Annotated in this window: 12 protein-coding genes and 6 tRNA genes; 6 read left to right on the top strand and 12 right to left on the bottom strand. The window is 42.5% G+C overall.

The genetic code is table 11. The annotated features are described in order from the left end of the window. Position 1: 1 nt before the first annotated feature. Positions 2-1432 (bottom strand): tRNA (N6-isopentenyl adenosine(37)-C2)-methylthiotransferase MiaB, encoded by a 1431-nt coding sequence (gene miaB / locus PSF16_RS02820; RefSeq protein WP_006660963.1) that lies wholly within the window; start codon positions 1430-1432, stop codon positions 2-4. Between the two features lie 337 nt (positions 1433-1769). Between miaB and ubiF the strand changes: the two genes are divergently transcribed. Then, positions 1770-2957 (top strand): 3-demethoxyubiquinol 3-hydroxylase, encoded by a 1188-nt coding sequence (gene ubiF, locus PSF16_RS02815; RefSeq protein WP_272688744.1) that lies wholly within the window; start codon positions 1770-1772, stop codon positions 2955-2957. Positions 2958-3034: 77 nt separating this feature from the next. Here ubiF and PSF16_RS02810 read toward each other — a convergent pair whose 3' ends face one another. Then, the gene (locus tag PSF16_RS02810) at positions 3035-3418 is read right to left on the bottom strand and encodes a winged helix-turn-helix transcriptional regulator (RefSeq protein ID WP_272688737.1); all 384 of its coding nucleotides are present in this window, start codon (positions 3416-3418) and stop codon (positions 3035-3037) included. A gap of 100 nt (positions 3419-3518) precedes the next feature. Between PSF16_RS02810 and PSF16_RS02805 the strand changes: the two genes are divergently transcribed. After that, a complete protein-coding gene (locus PSF16_RS02805) occupies positions 3519-4172 on the top strand; it encodes an oxygen-insensitive NAD(P)H-dependent nitroreductase NfsB (RefSeq protein ID WP_006660966.1) in 654 nt (217 codons plus the stop codon). 57 nt (positions 4173-4229) lie between these two features. Here the strand turns inward: PSF16_RS02805 and PSF16_RS02800 are convergent, their stop codons facing one another. The 10 genes from PSF16_RS02800 to nagB form a co-directional block, all read right to left on the bottom strand. Then, complete coding sequence (locus PSF16_RS02800; RefSeq protein WP_006660967.1) at positions 4230-5573, bottom strand: dicarboxylate/amino acid:cation symporter; 1344 nt, start codon at positions 5571-5573, stop codon at positions 4230-4232. A gap of 355 nt (positions 5574-5928) precedes the next feature. Further along, a tRNA-Gln gene (locus tag PSF16_RS02795) sits at positions 5929-6003 on the bottom strand. A gap of 11 nt (positions 6004-6014) precedes the next feature. Next, positions 6015-6091, bottom strand: a tRNA-Met gene (locus tag PSF16_RS02790). A 48-nt stretch (positions 6092-6139) separates the two neighbouring features. After that, a tRNA-Gln gene (locus tag PSF16_RS02785) sits at positions 6140-6214 on the bottom strand. A gap of 52 nt (positions 6215-6266) precedes the next feature. After that, positions 6267-6341 (bottom strand) — tRNA-Gln (locus PSF16_RS02780). A 32-nt stretch (positions 6342-6373) separates the two neighbouring features. Next, positions 6374-6458: transfer RNA gene (locus PSF16_RS02775), tRNA-Leu, on the bottom strand. 7 nt (positions 6459-6465) lie between these two features. Further along, positions 6466-6542, bottom strand: a tRNA-Met gene (locus PSF16_RS02770). A gap of 254 nt (positions 6543-6796) precedes the next feature. Continuing rightward, positions 6797-8020 (bottom strand): DNA-binding transcriptional regulator NagC, encoded by a 1224-nt coding sequence (nagC, locus tag PSF16_RS02765; RefSeq protein WP_272688736.1) that lies wholly within the window; start codon positions 8018-8020, stop codon positions 6797-6799. A 7-nt stretch (positions 8021-8027) separates the two neighbouring features. Further along, positions 8028-9194 (bottom strand): N-acetylglucosamine-6-phosphate deacetylase, encoded by a 1167-nt coding sequence (gene nagA / locus PSF16_RS02760; protein WP_272688735.1) that lies wholly within the window; start codon positions 9192-9194, stop codon positions 8028-8030. Positions 9195-9315: 121 nt separating this feature from the next. Then, the gene (nagB, locus tag PSF16_RS02755) at positions 9316-10119 is read right to left on the bottom strand and encodes a glucosamine-6-phosphate deaminase (RefSeq protein WP_006660476.1); all 804 of its coding nucleotides are present in this window, start codon (positions 10117-10119) and stop codon (positions 9316-9318) included. 353 nt (positions 10120-10472) lie between these two features. On the opposite strand from nagB, the gene nagE reads away from it, so the two are divergent. From nagE to glnS, 4 genes are all read left to right on the top strand, one after another. Further along, a complete protein-coding gene (nagE, locus tag PSF16_RS02750; RefSeq protein WP_006662318.1) occupies positions 10473-12503 on the top strand; it encodes an N-acetylglucosamine-specific PTS transporter subunit IIBC in 2031 nt (676 codons plus the stop codon). A 240-nt stretch (positions 12504-12743) separates the two neighbouring features. Continuing rightward, on the top strand, positions 12744-13463 hold the full coding sequence (locus PSF16_RS02745; protein ID WP_272688734.1) for a hypothetical protein: 720 nt from the start codon (positions 12744-12746) through the stop codon (positions 13461-13463). A gap of 157 nt (positions 13464-13620) precedes the next feature. Next, positions 13621-14436 carry a sulfite exporter TauE/SafE family protein gene (locus PSF16_RS02740; protein ID WP_006662316.1) on the top strand — a complete coding sequence of 272 codons (816 nt, stop codon included), beginning with the start codon at positions 13621-13623 and terminating at the stop codon, positions 14434-14436. 147 nt (positions 14437-14583) lie between these two features. Continuing rightward, on the top strand, positions 14584-16251 hold the full coding sequence (glnS, locus tag PSF16_RS02735; RefSeq protein ID WP_272688733.1) for a glutamine--tRNA ligase: 1668 nt from the start codon (positions 14584-14586) through the stop codon (positions 16249-16251). Positions 16252-16449: the final 198 nt, after the last annotated feature.

Raw genomic sequence — 16449 nt, 5'->3', positions numbered from 1 at the left:
TTTAGGGTTGGAAGTTGCCAACGCCAAGTTCATCTTCTTTACGAGTACGTGCAATCACGGATGCTGGTGTTTCGTGAACACGCAGATCCATTTGATCTTCGGTACGAATCACTTTGCCGCGTAAAGAGTTGGTATAAACATCGACGATTTCGACATCCACAAATTTACCGATCATGTCCGGTGTGCCTTCAAAGTTCACTACGCGGTTATTTTCGGTACGACCTGAAAGCTCCATCACATTTTTGCGTGAAGTGCCTTCCACTAAAATACGTTGCACTGTTCCCAGCATGGCACGGCTGAAGCTCATTGCTTGCTGATTAATGCGCTGTTGCAGTAAGTACAGGCGCTCTTTTTTCTCATCTTCGCTGACATCATCCGGTAAATCTGCCGCTGGTGTACCCGGGCGAGCTGAATAGACAAAGCTATAGCTCATATCGAAATTCACATCCGCGATCAGCTTCATGGTTTTTTCGAAATCATCGGTAGTTTCCCCTGGGAAGCCAACGATAAAGTCGGAACTGATCAGAATACCTGGGCGTGCTTCACGTAATTTACGGATAATCGCTTTATATTCTAATGCAGTATGTGCGCGTTTCATCATGGTCAGTATACGGTCGGAACCACTTTGCACAGGCAAATGTAAGAAGCTGACTAGCTCTGGTGTATCGCGATAAACCTCGATAATGTCATCGGTAAATTCAATTGGATGACTGGTGGTGAAGCGTACACGGTCAATACCATCGATAGACGCGACTAAGCGTAATAATTCTGCGAAAGAACAGATTTCGCCGTCAAAGGTTTCGCCGCGATATGCGTTAACGTTCTGACCTAATAAGTTAACTTCACGTACACCTTGAGCCGCTAACTGAGCAATTTCAAACAGAATATCGTCACATGGACGGCTAACTTCTTCCCCACGAGTGTATGGGACTACACAGAATGTGCAGTATTTGTTACAGCCTTCCATAATAGAGACAAACGCGGTCGGACCTTCAGCGCGCGGCTCTGGTAGGCGGTCAAATTTCTCAATTTCAGGGAAGCTGATATCAATAATTGGGCTACGGTTACCCTGAATTTGGTTAATCATTTCCGGTAAACGATGCAGTGTTTGCGGTCCGAAAACAATATCAACACAAGGTGCACGTTGGCGAATAAAGTCACCTTCTTGAGAGGCTACACAGCCACCCACACCAATAATGATGTCAGGTTTTTTATCTTTGAAGAATTTCCAACGACCAAGCTGGTGGAAGACCTTCTCTTGGGCTTTTTCACGGATAGAACAAGTGTTTAATAACAACAGATCTGCTTCTTCAGCAATGTCAGTCAGTTGATAGCCGTGGGTGCTTTCTAATAAAGAGACCATTTTAGATGAATCGTATTCGTTCATCTGGCAGCCCCAAGTTTTCATATATAACTTTTTATTTGTCGACATGTCGTATATCCGGTGTTTTCGAATCCTAAAATGTGGACTTCGAAACGCGTTGTAAATCCAAAGTCCTACCCTTTGATGATGAGGGAATTCACCGCATTTTGATTAAGAACAGCGTTCTTGATTGGATTAAATGCAAAAATTACCCAGTAATAACATGCTAAAATAATATCATCACCAAATGCTTAAGGGCAGGCTATTTGCCTATTGTTTTAAAGATTAACGAGTATTGTATTCATTTGAGGCATCAGTGACCAGAGCCCAAGCGCAGATATTGCCTGCGGGGGTAAGAATTTTTCGGTATACTAACGAAATCAAACAGTTAATAGTAGCTATCATGATGAATAAACTAACTGAATTTTATGATGTTGTCGTTGTTGGCGCAGGAATGACTGGCGCAGCGGCAGCGCTCGGCTTTGCCCAAGAAGGGATGAAAGTGGCTTTACTTGAGAAAGCCGAGCCTGTGGAGTTTGACGCAAACAGTACGCCGGATGTCCGCATTTCTGCAATTAGCAGCGCTTCCATTGAATTGCTAAAACAATTAGGTGCATGGAAGCACGTGGAAACAATGCGCAGTGTGCCTTATCGTGAGTTAGAAACGTGGGAAGAGCCGGGAAGTAATGTCATTTTTGATGCCAAAAGTTTAGGCTTACCTGAACTTGGCTTTATGGTAGAAAATCGCGTGTTACAGCTGGCATTATGGCGTGAATGTGAACAGTACAGCAATCTAGAATTGGTGTGCCCAGCCACGTTGGTCAATTTATACCAACCGCATGGGCAAAAGCATTGGATGGTTGAGCTTGAAGATGGTCGCGTTCTGGACACTAAACTCGTGGTAGGCGCTGATGGGGCAAATTCTCAAGTGCGTAAAATGGCGGGTATTGGTAGCCGAGGCTGGCAATATCGCCAATCTTGTATGTTAATCACGATTCAAACGAATCAACCACAACAAGACCGGACATGGCAGCAGTTTTTCCCTTCGGGTCCAAGAGCCTTTTTACCTCTGTATGACAATTGGGCGTCACTTGTTTGGTATGACAGCCCTGCGAAAATCCGCCGTTTGCAAAGTATGTCTATGGAACAACTCACCGGTGCGATTACTGAAGCGTTCCCTGAGCGACTTGGTGAAGTAAAAGCGATAGCGTCAGGCGCATTCCCTCTGACACGCCATCATGCTAGCCGTTATGTTCTGGATGGTTTGGTTCTGATCGGTGATGCAGCTCATACGATTAACCCATTAGCGGGACAAGGGGTAAACCTTGGCTATCGTGATGTGGACGTGTTATTGAAGGTAATTTATCAAGCGCGTGAGTGTGTCGAAGCATGGGAGTCTTTGGATGTGCTTAAGCGTTACCAGCGTCGTCGTTTACCTGATAATCTCATGATGCAAGCGGGAATGGATGTTTTCTATATGGCATTTAGTGAAAACTTGCCTGGTTTAAAAATGCTTAGAAATTTTGGTTTGATGGCTGCACAACGTGCGGGTGAGGCGAAAAAATTAGCGCTAAAATATGCGTTGGGGTTGTAGTTTCACTTGCTAGTCACAGTATTGAACCCGCCTATTGCAATCAGTTACCCAGATTATTGTTCTGGGTAACTTTCCCGTTATTGTTCTCTAGTACTTAGATCTTGTTCTCTTTTATCTAATAGCGGGATCCCATATTTTGCCCCCCACGCTTGTAGGGCATGAAGCACGTCACTCAAAGATTCCCCTTCTGGGATCATTGAATACTCGACTTTAGGGGGAACTTCAGGGTAGACATGTCGAATAATTAACCCATCACTTTCGAGTTCCCGTAACTGTTTTGTCAGCATACGCGGTGTGATAGAAATTAATTTTCTTTTTAACTCATTAAATCGAAGCGTTTTTCCCTGTAAATGATACAGAATCACACCTTTGCCTTTTCCTCCCATTAGCTCTAATGAGGCTTCAACAGGGCATCCATCGTAGGTGTAGTCGCTGTATCGTCTTTTTTTGACAGTATCCATTTGTATAGTATGTGCCATTATTGTGCGTACTTGTTAGTTTGTACTTTTAACATTAGGATGACCAAAATTCAATAAAGTTTGTTTTTACTTAGAGGATACCATGAACTTAACAAATATTTTGAACTCTCGTTATGCGACAAAAAGCTTTGATCCTAATAAAATTATCCCCGATGAAATATTGGTTCAAATAAAAGAGCTGCTCCAGTTAAGCCCTTCTAGTGTTAACGTACAACCTTGGCATTTTTTGTTAGCGAGTAGCCCCGAAGCGAAACAAAAAATTATTAATGCTACGGCTGGGGGATATTCTTTTAATGAAGAAAAAATCCGCAATGCGTCTCATGTGATTGTGATGTGTGGAAAAAGAGAGCTGCCTGAAGATTACTTACTTCATCTTTTAGATATTGAAGAGCAAGAGGGGCGGTATCTGAAAAGTGAATTTAAAGAGCAGAACCATATGGCTCGAACATTTTTCGTGAATTTGCATAAGAATGAGTTTCAGGATTTACCTCATTGGATAGAAAAACAAGTCTATTTAAATATGGGGGCTTTATTATTGGGTGCCGCGGTATTGGGAGTTGATGCATTACCGATGGAAGGCATTGACTTCTCAATACTGAATGATGAGTTTGGTTTAGATGAGAAAGGACTGAATGCGGTGACGGTTGTAGCTCTTGGGTATAAAACAGATGACGATTTTAATTCGTCATTACCTAAGGCTAGGCTTCCATTGGATGAGATTGTGACTGAACTTTAATTCACGCCATAAAAAATAAGCCGCATTTGCGGCTTATTTTCGTAGGGTATAAGTAAATTATTTATTATTAGCAATATCAACAGAAGTTGTAGCTTGAGCCGCTTCATCTTCAGTGATCATTGAATCTAATGATTCGTTTTTGGTTGCGAATGCATGAGCCAGTTTTTCAGTGTCTAACTCTTTTTCCCAACGAGCAACCACGATACAGGCACAAGCGTTACCGACTAAGTTGGTCAGAGCACGACATTCAGACATAAAGCGGTCAATACCTAGAATCAGTGCCATACCCGCAACTGGAATACTTGGTACTACCATCAGCGTTGCTGCTAAGGTAATGAAACCAGCCCCCGTTACACCCGCTGCGCCTTTAGAGCTGATCATTGCAACTAACAGCAGGGAAATTTGCTGCCAGAGCGTCAGTTCAATATTGGTTGCTTGAGCAATAAACAACGCCGCCATCGTCATATAGATGTTGGTGCCGTCGAGGTTAAATGAATAACCGGTAGGGATCACTAATCCAACGACGGATTTTTCGCAACCAGCGTGCTCCATTTTTCTCATTAAGCTTGGTAATGCCGCTTCAGAGGAAGAGGTACCCAGCACTAACCATAATTCATCTTTGATGTATTTGATAAGCTCGATAATCGAGAAGCCGTTATATTTAGCCACTGCACCCAATACGACTAGAACAAACAGCAGCGAGGTGATGTAGAACGTCATAATCAGCATCATTAAGTTACCGATAGATGAAATCCCGTATTTACCAATGGTAAATGCCATCGCACCGAATGCCCCGATAGGTGCCAGTTTCATCAACATAGCAACCATCTTGAAAACTGGCTCAGAGAAATTCTGTAGCAGTTTAACAATTGGCTCACCGTGTTTACCCGTTGCTGCCAGCGCTAAACCAAAAATTACAGAAATAAATAGAACTTGCAGAATATTCCCGTTAACGAGGGGGCTGATGACTGTGTCAGGGATGATATTCATGAAGAACCCAACGATGGAAGATTCGTGAGCTTTTTCTACATAACCTGCAACCTTAGCATTATCCAATGTTGCTGGGTCGATATTCAGTCCAGCGCCTGGCTGGATGATATTTGCGACGATCAAACCAATGATCAGAGCAACGGTTGAGAACGTGATGAAATACAGCATAGCTTTACCTGCCACGCTTCCGACCGCTCTCATGTTTGTCATGCCAGAAATACCCGTCACAACGGTTAAGAAGATGACTGGGGCAATGATCATTTTCACGATTTTGATAAACGCATCACCCAACGGTTTTAACGACTCTCCGATGTCTGGGAAAAAATGCCCAAGGGCAATACCAAGAGTGATGGCGACAATGACCTGCACATATAAAATTTTATATAATGGTTGTTTTATTATGTTTCGCATAAGTTTTCTCTGTAAAAATATTGTGTTATAGCAATTATAATTATTGGTTTTTTTACAACTGAGTTGAGATGGATTGGAAAGTTGGACTAATTATTTCAGACGAAAGGGGGCTTACGTATTACTAATCTAATCTAACTGCAATTCGCCGCAAGATTACCACTTTACTTGGTTACGTGAAAATGACTCATATCACAATTCCGATATAAAAGTTGCGTAAAGGTAAATGGAATGTATCAAATGTTTTTGAAAAAGTTAAAAGGAAATTTAAAGGCAAAAAGTAATTTTTAAAAACATTAAATAAATACCGTAATAAATGTATTTACGTCATGTTTTAGAGAGGGAATTGAGAAGAGAATGGCTGGGGTACCAGGATTCGAACCTGGGGATGCCAGGATCAAAACCTGGTGCCTTACCGCTTGGCGATACCCCAACAAAAAGAAATGGTAGCTACGACGGGATTCGAACCTGTGACCCCAACATTATGAGTGTTGTGCTCTAACCAACTGAGCTACATAGCCATTGTATTTTCTTTACTGTGTGATTGTACTGCTTGGGAGGATAATAGATGGCTGGGGTACCAGGATTCGAACCTGGGGATGCCAGGATCAAAACCTGGTGCCTTACCGCTTGGCGATACCCCATCCGAGAATATCTATTATTTATTTTCACTAAGAAAATTAATTGTTTTTAAGATGGCTGGGGTACCAGGATTCGAACCTGGGAATGCCAGGATCAAAACCTGGTGCCTTACCGCTTGGCGATACCCCAATCTTAAATTCAATTTTTACCGAGAAGGAAAATGGTGCGGGAGACAAGACTTGAACTTGCACACCTTGCGGCGCCAGAACCTAAATCTGGTGCGTCTACCAATTTCGCCACTCCCGCAAATAAATGGTGGCTATGACGGGATTCGAACCTGTGACCCCAACATTATGAGTGTTGTGCTCTAACCAGCTGAGCTACATAGCCATCTTTTTTTGCTTAACCTTCATCGGCGTTGCGGGGCGCATTATGCTAATTACAGGCAAGACAGTCAACAGCTTTTTGCACTATTTTTTAGAAAATGCGTTTGTTTGTTTGATGAATAATCATTTTGTCGATAAAGACAGCAAAAAACAACCCCGAATTTGAAAAAATGTGATTTGTTATTATTAAGATGGTTAAAAATCACACTGTCATTTATGACGTTATTTCCACGTTAGTGGATAAAAAAGAAAGCAAAGTTAACTTTCTAATAATGTCTGGAGCAATTCTCCGTTTAGCATCGCCCGTTTTGTGAGTGCAAATGCGCCAATTGCTGAATTATGCACCAATTGTGAAGTGACGATGGGTAAATTCTCACGAAAACCTTTTAAGGCTTGTGTGTCGATGCAACTTTGAATCGCAGGTAATAAAACTTGCTCAGCTTCAGTAATGTCTCCTGCAATGACTACTTTTTCAGGATTGAACAAGTTAATTGTGATAGCGATTGCCTTACCTATTTGTCGCCCAACGTGCTGAATAACTTCCGTTGCTAACGGATCGCCTTTATTAGCGGCTTGGCAAATATGAGAGATTGAACAGGTTTCAGGGGTTAATTGGCTGCTATAGCCTTGCTCTAAACGCTGTTTGACTCGCGCTTCAATCGCTTGGTTGGAAGCAATGGTTTCTAAGCAACCAAAATTACCGCAATGGCAAAGCTCACCAAGTGGGTCAACCTGAATATGACCAATCTCTCCTAGATTGCCTCTATGATTTAGCAGTATCTCTTTATTGACAACTAAACCGGCTCCAGCCCCCCTGTGAATGCGAACAAGGAGTGAGTCCTTACAATCTTGGGTTGCACCAAAATAGCTCTCAGCTAGCGCTAGGCTGCGAATATCGTGCCCAACATAACAGGTGAGATGAAAATGTGCTTGTAAGTTATCAATCAATCGCCAGTTATCAACCTTAATATGCGGCATATAGTGGACGATACCTGAATGCGGATTTACCAGACCGGGCAAAATCACGGAGATAGCGATCAATTCTCTAATGCGACGTTGGTGTAGCGCAATAAAGTCTTCAAGAGCGGCAATCAGTTTTTGTTCTACAACTTGCTGGGTGGGTTCAGTGATAGGGTAGTGACCATCTGCCAGCATTTTTCCGCTGAGGTCATACAGGGCGATGGTGGCATCATAACGCCCTAAGCGCACACCAATGGTATGGAAATGTTTATACTCAGAAACAATGGAGATAGCGCGACGGCCTCCGGTGGAGGCCTGCTGGTCTACTTCTTTAATTAAACCGCGTTCGAGTAACTGACGAGTGATTTTTGTGACACTCGCTGGCGCAAGTTGGCTCTGCTCCGCTATCTGAATTCTAGATATCGGTCCTTGTTGATCAATCAGGCTGTAAACGACAGCACTGTTGAGTTGTTTTACGAGATCAATATTACCAATTTGCTTTAGCGAGTGGCTTTGATTCATCAGCTAGTTACTCATTTTTATAGACTTCCTCTCCGTTTACATAAGTTGAAAGGACTTGGAAGTCTTGGTTAAAGGCAGTCAAGTTAGCCGTTTTGCCGGCTTCGATGGAACCTAATGTTGCCTCTACCCCAATGGCTCTTGCTGGGTAAAGGGTGGCCATTCTTAATGTTTCATCAAGAGGAATGCCAACATGTTCAACACTGTTTTTCACCGCATTAATCATGGTCAGGGAAGAGCCGCTCAGTGTGCCATTTTCATCGACACATAATCCATTTCGGTAGTATATGGTTTTACCTGCGAAGATAAAATGATCCATTTCACCTGTTTGGGGATCAATTCCCGCTGGTGCTGTCGCATCGGTGACTAAAACCAGTTTATCCCCTTTGAGTTGTTTACTATTGCGAATATTGGCCCATTGGACATGTAAACCATCCGCGATAATGCCAGCATAGACTTCAGGGGTATCGTAAATTGCACCAACCAGACCAGGACCGCGACCAGAAATATATGGCATTGCGTTGAATAGGTGGGTTGATGCGCGAATACCAGAGCGGAAGCCTTGACGCGCTTCTTCATAGGTTGCATTGGAGTGACCCGCTGAGACCACAATACCCGCTTCGGTTAGCTGGTGGATAAAGCGTTGCTCAACAATTTCAGGTGCAAGCGTGATCATGCTAATCGCATCAGCATGTGCTGCTAAGTAATCCATCATTTCGACCGATGGCTTACGGATAAATTCTGGGTTATGAGTCCCTTTCTTAATCAAATTAATGTAAGGGCCTTCAATATGTAGACCAAGCGCTTGGTTTTTATTGTTTTTCAGATAGTCAGTCATGACTTTTACGCCATGTTTCATCAGCGCATCTGAACAGGTAATTAATGTTGGCAGAAAGCTAGTACACCCCGCACGCTCATTGGCTTTTTGCATGATTTCGAGGTTTTTCAATGTGACGTTTTCTTCGTTATCATTGAATTGCACGCCGCCACAGCCATTCACTTGGAGATCGATAAAGCCAGCCGACAGAATGGCACCGTTTAAATCTCTACGTTCGATATCGTGAGCGAGTTCGGATTCTGGGCACACCGCTTTGATGATTTCGCCATCAATAATGACTGCGTGGTTATCCAGTCTTTCGTGACCTGTAAAAATAATGCAATTAGTTAGTGCATACATAGCGTAAAACTCCTGACCGCGAGTAAAAGGGTCACCGACCAGCATGAGTGGTAGCTGGTCGGGTGTTCGATACTCTCTCTATTTTAAATGGCAGTACCACTTAAATAAGATTGCGTATAAATTAATTAAACGATTCAATATTTTCGCATTCTAATTGCTTGAAATATTTAAGCGTTTTGACTTTCAATTCTAATGTTGCTGGCTCATCGCAGACAATCAATGCTTTCGGATGAAGTTGTACACAACTGACAGTCCATAAATGGTTTACGGAGCCTTCAACTGCAGCATGGACGGCATCTGCTTTGTTTGCGCCTGTTGCTAATACCATTAGCTCTTTCGCATCTAATAGTGTAGCAACACCAACAGTCAGTGCATATTTAGGTACTTGATTGATATCGTTATCAAAGAAACGAGAGTTCGCTTGGCGAGTTTCTGGTGTCAATGTTTTAATTCGAGTTCTGGAATTTAAAGAAGAACCCGGTTCATTAAAGGCGATATGACCATCATTACCTACACCACCCATAAATAGGTTGATTTGACCGTAGGATTTGATTTTATCTTCATAACGTTGACATTCGGCGTCGACATCAGGGGCATTACCGTTCAGTAAATTAATGTTGTCAGCTTGGATATCAATGTGATTAAAAAAGTTTTGATGCATAAAAGTGTAGTAACTTTGAGGATGATCTTTGGGAATACCAATGTATTCATCCATATTGAATGTGACTACATGCTTAAAGCTGACTTTACCAGCTTTATATAAGGCGATTAATTCTTTGTAGGTTGCCAGCGGTGTACCGCCAGTTGGTAAGCCTAGAACGAAAGGGCGTTCAGCTGTCGGATTAAATGCGTTGATTTTATCAGCGATGTACTGTGCGGACCATACGCCAACATCATGAGCATTATTTAACGGGATAAGCCTCATGTACTTTTACCTCGAGTGTTTCTTTCAATTTATACTTGTATGACCCCATCTCCAATTATGTTGATCATTTTCAACATATTTTTATGACTGAGGTACTTGGAGTATATACAGCAAATCATATAAAAAACTTATTTTTAATCATAAAATAAGTTTTCAAGAATAGCTACTAATTTAGTCAATATTAGGATCCTTTCGTTGACATTTATCACAGTTTCCAGCTATTTATTTTGTATCGCGAAAAAATTCATCTAGACTATGAATTGCTATAATTAAGCGACATCAGTTATGTTCCTGATGCGTGAAAATAAGATCCTGAAATGGGACAAAAATAGAGCGATACAAAGGGGGAGTTTGTGAATATTCTTAGCTACTTACAGCGGATTGGTAGGGCGCTTATGGTGCCTGTCGCCGTATTGCCAGCCGCCGCAATCCTAATGGGGATTGGTTATTGGATAGACCCAGATGGTTGGGGTGCCAATAGTGCAATCGCTGCGTTACTGATCAAATCCGGTGCTGCCATCATTGACAACATGTCTGTGTTGTTTGCGATTGGTGTTGCTTACGGAATGTCTAAAGATAAAGATGGTGCGGCTGCACTAACCGGTTTTGTCGGATTCTTAGTTGTGACAACACTGTGTTCACCTGCATCGTACTCAATGATTATGAGTGTACCAGTGGAATCAGTCCCTGCGGCATTCAATAAAATCAATAACCAGTTCGTCGGTATCCTTGTTGGGGTTCTCTCTGCTGAATTATACAACCGCTACAGTGGCGTAGAGCTACCAAAAGCGCTGTCATTCTTCAGCGGTCGTCGCCTCGTCCCGATTCTAACCTCATTCCTCATGATCATCTTGGCATTCATTCTGATGTATGTTTGGCCTGTGGTGTATAACGGATTGGTGGCTTTCGGTGAAAGTATCAAAGATTTAGGCTCTGTAGGTGCGGGTATTTATGCCTTCTTTAACCGTTTACTGATTCCTGTTGGGTTACACCATGCGTTGAACTCGGTATTCTGGTTCGACGTTGCAGGAATTAACGATATTCCTAACTTCTTAGGTGGTGCGAAGTCCATCGAAGCTGGTTTGGCAACGGTTGGGATAACTGGACGCTATCAAGCGGGCTTCTTCCCTATCATGATGTTCGGTCTGCCGGGTGCAGCTTTGGCTATCTATCACTGTGCACGCCCAGAAAATAAAGCGAAAGTTGCTGGTATCATGATTGCCGGTGCATTTGCGGCATTCTTTACGGGTATCACTGAACCACTTGAATTCTCATTCATGTTTGTTGCGCCTGTCCTGTACGTGATCCACGCATTGCTGACCGGTATCTCTGTCTATATTGCTGCAACGATGGAGTGGATTTCAGGTTTCGGATTCAGTGCGGGTCTGGTGGACATGTTCTTACAGACACGTAACCCACTCGCTACACACTGGTACATGCTGATTGTTCAAGGTTTAGTATTCTTCTGCATCTATTATGTGATCTTCAGATTCATGATCCGTAAATTCAACCTGTTAACCCCAGGTCGTGAAGAGAGCGCAGGCGATGAAACCGTAGATGGTTATGACGAAAACATCAGTGATGCACACAGTGATGAAAGCGAGATTCAAAAAGAAGCTCGTCAGTATATTGCAGCGGTAGGTGGTAGCGACAACATTGTTAACATCGACGCGTGTATTACTCGTTTACGTTTAGGTGTGAAAGACTCCGCAGTGGTCAACGATTCTCTTGCAAAACGTATTGGCGCATCTGGTGTTATTCGCCTGAATAAACAAAACGTACAAGTGATTGTTGGTACACGTGCTGAATTAATCGCTAAAGCAATGACAGAAGTTATTGCTAAAGGTCCTGTTGCGGCTTCGGCTCCAGTGTCCGCACCAGAAAAAAGTCAGCAAGCGGCAACGACAGAAAAAGCAAAAGGTAATGCGGTATTATCGTTAATCGCGCCTGTTAGCGGTGAAGTTTATTCACTGGATCAAGTGCCAGACGAAGCATTCTCTAGCCGTATTGTGGGTGATGGTATTGCTATCAAACCAACCAGCAGTGAAGTGGTTGCGCCAGCGGCAGGTACCATTGTGAAAATTTTCCCAACCAACCATGCATTCTGCCTTGAAACAGCAAATGGTGTTGAGCTGATTGTGCATATGGGGATTGATACCGTTGCATTAAATGGTGAAGGTTGTGAGCGTTTAGTGGAAGAAGGTGCTGAAGTTGAAGCAGGTACTCCGATTCTGAAACTCGACTTATCTTTCCTTGAAGCCAATGCTAAATCAATGATCAGCCCTGTTATTATCAGCAATATCGATGATTTTGCGGGTGTTGAGATTTTAGCCAAAGGTCAAGTGACTGCGGGTGAAACCGTTATTTACAACGTATTAAAATAGTACGACCATAAATAGCAACGATTCGTTCGTATACAAAATGCCAGCCTAACAAGCTGGCATTTTTTTATTCAAATTAAGCAATGATTAATATTCGAAATATTAATTGATAAATTAATCAATCATGCATTCGGTATAAACGAATTTAACTTTTTGACTCTTATGACTATTTTATTTTCCCCATTGACGAGGAGATGGGTTTTTTTAAAGGAATAAAATAATATGATGTCGAAAGTCACGTTAGTGAATGAAGCTAGCGAATTTGTTTTACAAAAGATGAATCATTTTTTTCAATGTTCAGGTAACGCAATTCGCATTCGAAGAATGAACAAAGAAAACTTAAAGTATTGTCATATCAATTCATTATCTACGGTAGATCCTTTAGCTTGGCTTGATTATAGCGAAATTGTTTTAACGAAAGAGAGCTTCAGTTTCTGTTTTAAGCTCATTAGCCGTAATCGAATTTTAGTACGAATCCCCGATAAACCCGCGGGAGGCTGTGTGTGTAGTTATGACCCCCACAGCCGCAGAGCAACCATTGAACTACTCCAAAATTTTGAGAAAAAAAATAAAGTTTTAGATGGGAAAATGATGACCTATTCATTAGTCAGCATTTTATTTTTCCTGATTAAAGTGGAGGGGGATGGGATTTATATTAACAATCCAGTGAATGAAGACTTGCTTGACTATTATGTTGGTGAATTCGGCTTTCAGGACGTCTTTAAAGATGGCAGTTTGTTATATAGTACTAAACAGCAATTGTTTGAGGTTTTTAATTCCTTAAGGCAACCATGGCGATCAAAATCCAATAGCACAATGGCACAGATATCAAACGGAAGCCATGAACAGAATGCCGATGAATTTATGCGATTATTGATCAGCGTGGCTCAGGCGATTAAGCAAATGCCTAATGCCCCGAAAGGCGAGGCGGCAGGAAAGCGGATAGACGAGACCTATGGGTAAGCAGATACCAGCCAGTAACTCACTTAAGAAGTGTAGCGAAAAAGTTATATCTGTTAATTAAATTGGCGAAATCTCAAAGTGAGTTGGCAAAATGGCATAAGCATAGGGAAATGCACAAAGATAAGATAAAACCTCACGCACATCTGAGGATTGTCCTGTGGATTTACTACTCTGTTTATTCGGTTTTATTTCGGGGATCACTACCGCGCTATTTGGCTTTGGTGGTGGATTTATCACCGTGCCATTACTGTATGCCCTGATTACCCTTGTATGGGGGCCTCGGCACGATACTAGCGAGGTCGCCATGCAAATTGCGGTAGCGACGTCCACATTTGTGATGATTTTTTCATCAAGCCTATCTAGCCGAGCACATTACTTAAAAGGAAACTTTAATTGGCAAATTATTCAGCCCTTTATGATCCCTATCTCAATTGGTGGCATTTTAGGAGCATTAATCGCACTCTCAGTAGACAGTGAATGGATTCGGTGGATTTTTATCGGTTATTTAATTATCACCATTCTTGACTGTTTTATTCGCCCTGGATTTCTACAAACTCAAGCTGAAGGCAACACCCTAATCAGAGGAAAATGTATTACTGATACTGTTATCGGCACGGTGATTGGGACCGTAGCAGCTTTTTTAGGGGTTGGGGGGAGTGTGATGACGGTACCGCTTATGCGCCGTCGTGGGGCGAGCATGTTGCAAGCAGCGGCATTTGCTAACCCGCTTACATTGCCAATGGCCATCACAGGCTCGATTATTTATTTCTATTTTGCCATGGAAAAGCATTTTGAATTAGGAACGGGCTTTTTAGGCATGATTTACATTAAAGGAGCATTAATTTTAATCGCCACTTCTTGGATTGGTATCCGTTTTGCTTCGTTTTTAATGCCATATTTAAGTGATAAACGCCATGCCCAAAGTTATCCAATCTTATTAATGATCGTTCTTGGGGTGATGTTGTTTGTATAAATAGCCTATTTTTTGACAAAAACGCATCTTTGCCATCGCTTTTCCTGACTAAGCTTAATCAAACGGTTGTTTCTGGACGTATTATGGTAGAATATACTCGGTTACTATACGAATCTAGCGCGCTTTTGGCACTGAGGAACGATGACAATGAATGAGGCAGATGCTCGCCCAACTAACTTTATCCGTCAGATCATAGATGAAGATCTGGCGACGGGAAAACACACGTCAGTACACACGCGTTTTCCGCCTGAACCGAATGGCTACTTACACATTGGTCATGCGAAATCAATTTGCTTGAACTTTGGTATCGCGAAGGATTATCAAGGTCAGTGTAACTTACGCTTTGATGATACTAACCCGGTCAAAGAAGATGTTGAGTATGTGAACTCGATTCAAAACGACGTCCAATGGTTAGGTTTCCAGTGGAGCGGCAACATTCGCTATTCATCGGATTATTTTGATATTTTATATCAATACGCGATTGAGCTAATCAAAAAAGGTCTGGCTTATGTTGATGAGCTCAGTGCTGACGAAATTCGTGAATACCGTGGCACATTAAAAGAGCCAGGTAAAAATAGCCCATACCGTGAACGCTTGATCGAAGATAACTTGGCGCTGTTTGAAAAAATGCGCGCAGGTGGATTCGAAGAAGGTAAAGCATGTTTACGTGCAAAAATCGACATGGCATCACCATTTATGGTTATGCGCGATCCAGTTTTGTATCGTATTAAATTTGCAGAACATCACCAGTCTGGCAACAAGTGGTGCATCTACCCGATGTATGACTTCACCCACTGTATTTCTGATGCGCTGGAAGGTATTACACACTCACTGTGTACATTAGAATTCCAAGACAACCGCCGTCTGTATGATTGGGTATTGGACAACATCACTATTGATTGTCATCCACGTCAGTACGAATTTTCTCGTCTGAATCTTGAATACACAGTGATGTCTAAGCGTAAGTTAAACCAACTTGTGACTGAAAAACATGTTGCTGGTTGGGATGATCCACGCATGCTGACAATTTCAGGTTTACGTCGCCGTGGCTACACAGCGGCTTCAATCCGTGAATTCTGTCGTCGCATCGGTGTTACAAAACAAGATAATAATGTTGAAATGGCAGCATTAGAATCTTGCATCCGTGATGACCTAAATGACTCCGCTCCACGCGCAATGGCAGTTATCGACCCTGTACGTTTAGTGATTGAAAACATGCCAGCAGGGGAAGAAATTCTGAAGGCGCCAAATCATCCGAACAACCCAGACATGGGAACGCGTGAAGTGCCATTTAGCAATGAACTGTATATTGACCGTGCAGACTTCCGTGAAGAAGCTAACCGCCAATATAAGCGCTTGGTATTAGGTAAAGAAGTACGCCTGCGTAATGCGTATATCATCAAAGCAGAACGCGTAGAAAAAGATGCAGAAGGCAACATCACCACTATCTTCTGTACTTACGATGCGGACACGCTTAACAAAGATCCAGCCGATGGTCGTAAAGTGAAAGGCGTTATCCACTGGGTAAGTGCAGCACATGCATTGCCAGCGGAAATTCGTCTATATGACCGCTTATTCACGGTACCAAACCCAGCGGCAGAAGATGATTTCCTATCAGTGTTGAACCCAGAATCTCTGGTCATTCGCCAAGGTTTTGTTGAACCAAGCCTGCGCGATGCGCCAGCAGAAAAAGCGTACCAGTTTGAGCGTGAAGGTTACTTCTGTGCAGATAACAAGCTGAGCAGTGCGGATAAGCTGGTGTTTAACCGTACGGTTGGGTTGCGAGATACGTGGGCTAAGATTGAATCTAACTAAATCCTCGTCATACTTCGCGCTGTAGCGGCGTTGGCTGCGCTTGCTAACCCTAGTCACATACTTGTGTCGAGGGATTGGCTCACTTGCCGCCTTGCTACAACGTGAATTATTTGAGGATTGTTGAGAACAGCCTAAGAAAAAACAGTTTATTAACCCCCAATAGTTGGATTGCCAATTACTGGGGGCTTTTTATATCAA

Source organism: Providencia sp. PROV033 (assembly GCF_028484855.1).
GTDB classification, from domain to species: Bacteria; Pseudomonadota; Gammaproteobacteria; order Enterobacterales; family Enterobacteriaceae; genus Providencia; species Providencia alcalifaciens.
The sequence above is the reverse complement of the archived record's forward strand: the minus strand, read 5'-3'. Positions and strand labels throughout refer to the sequence as shown.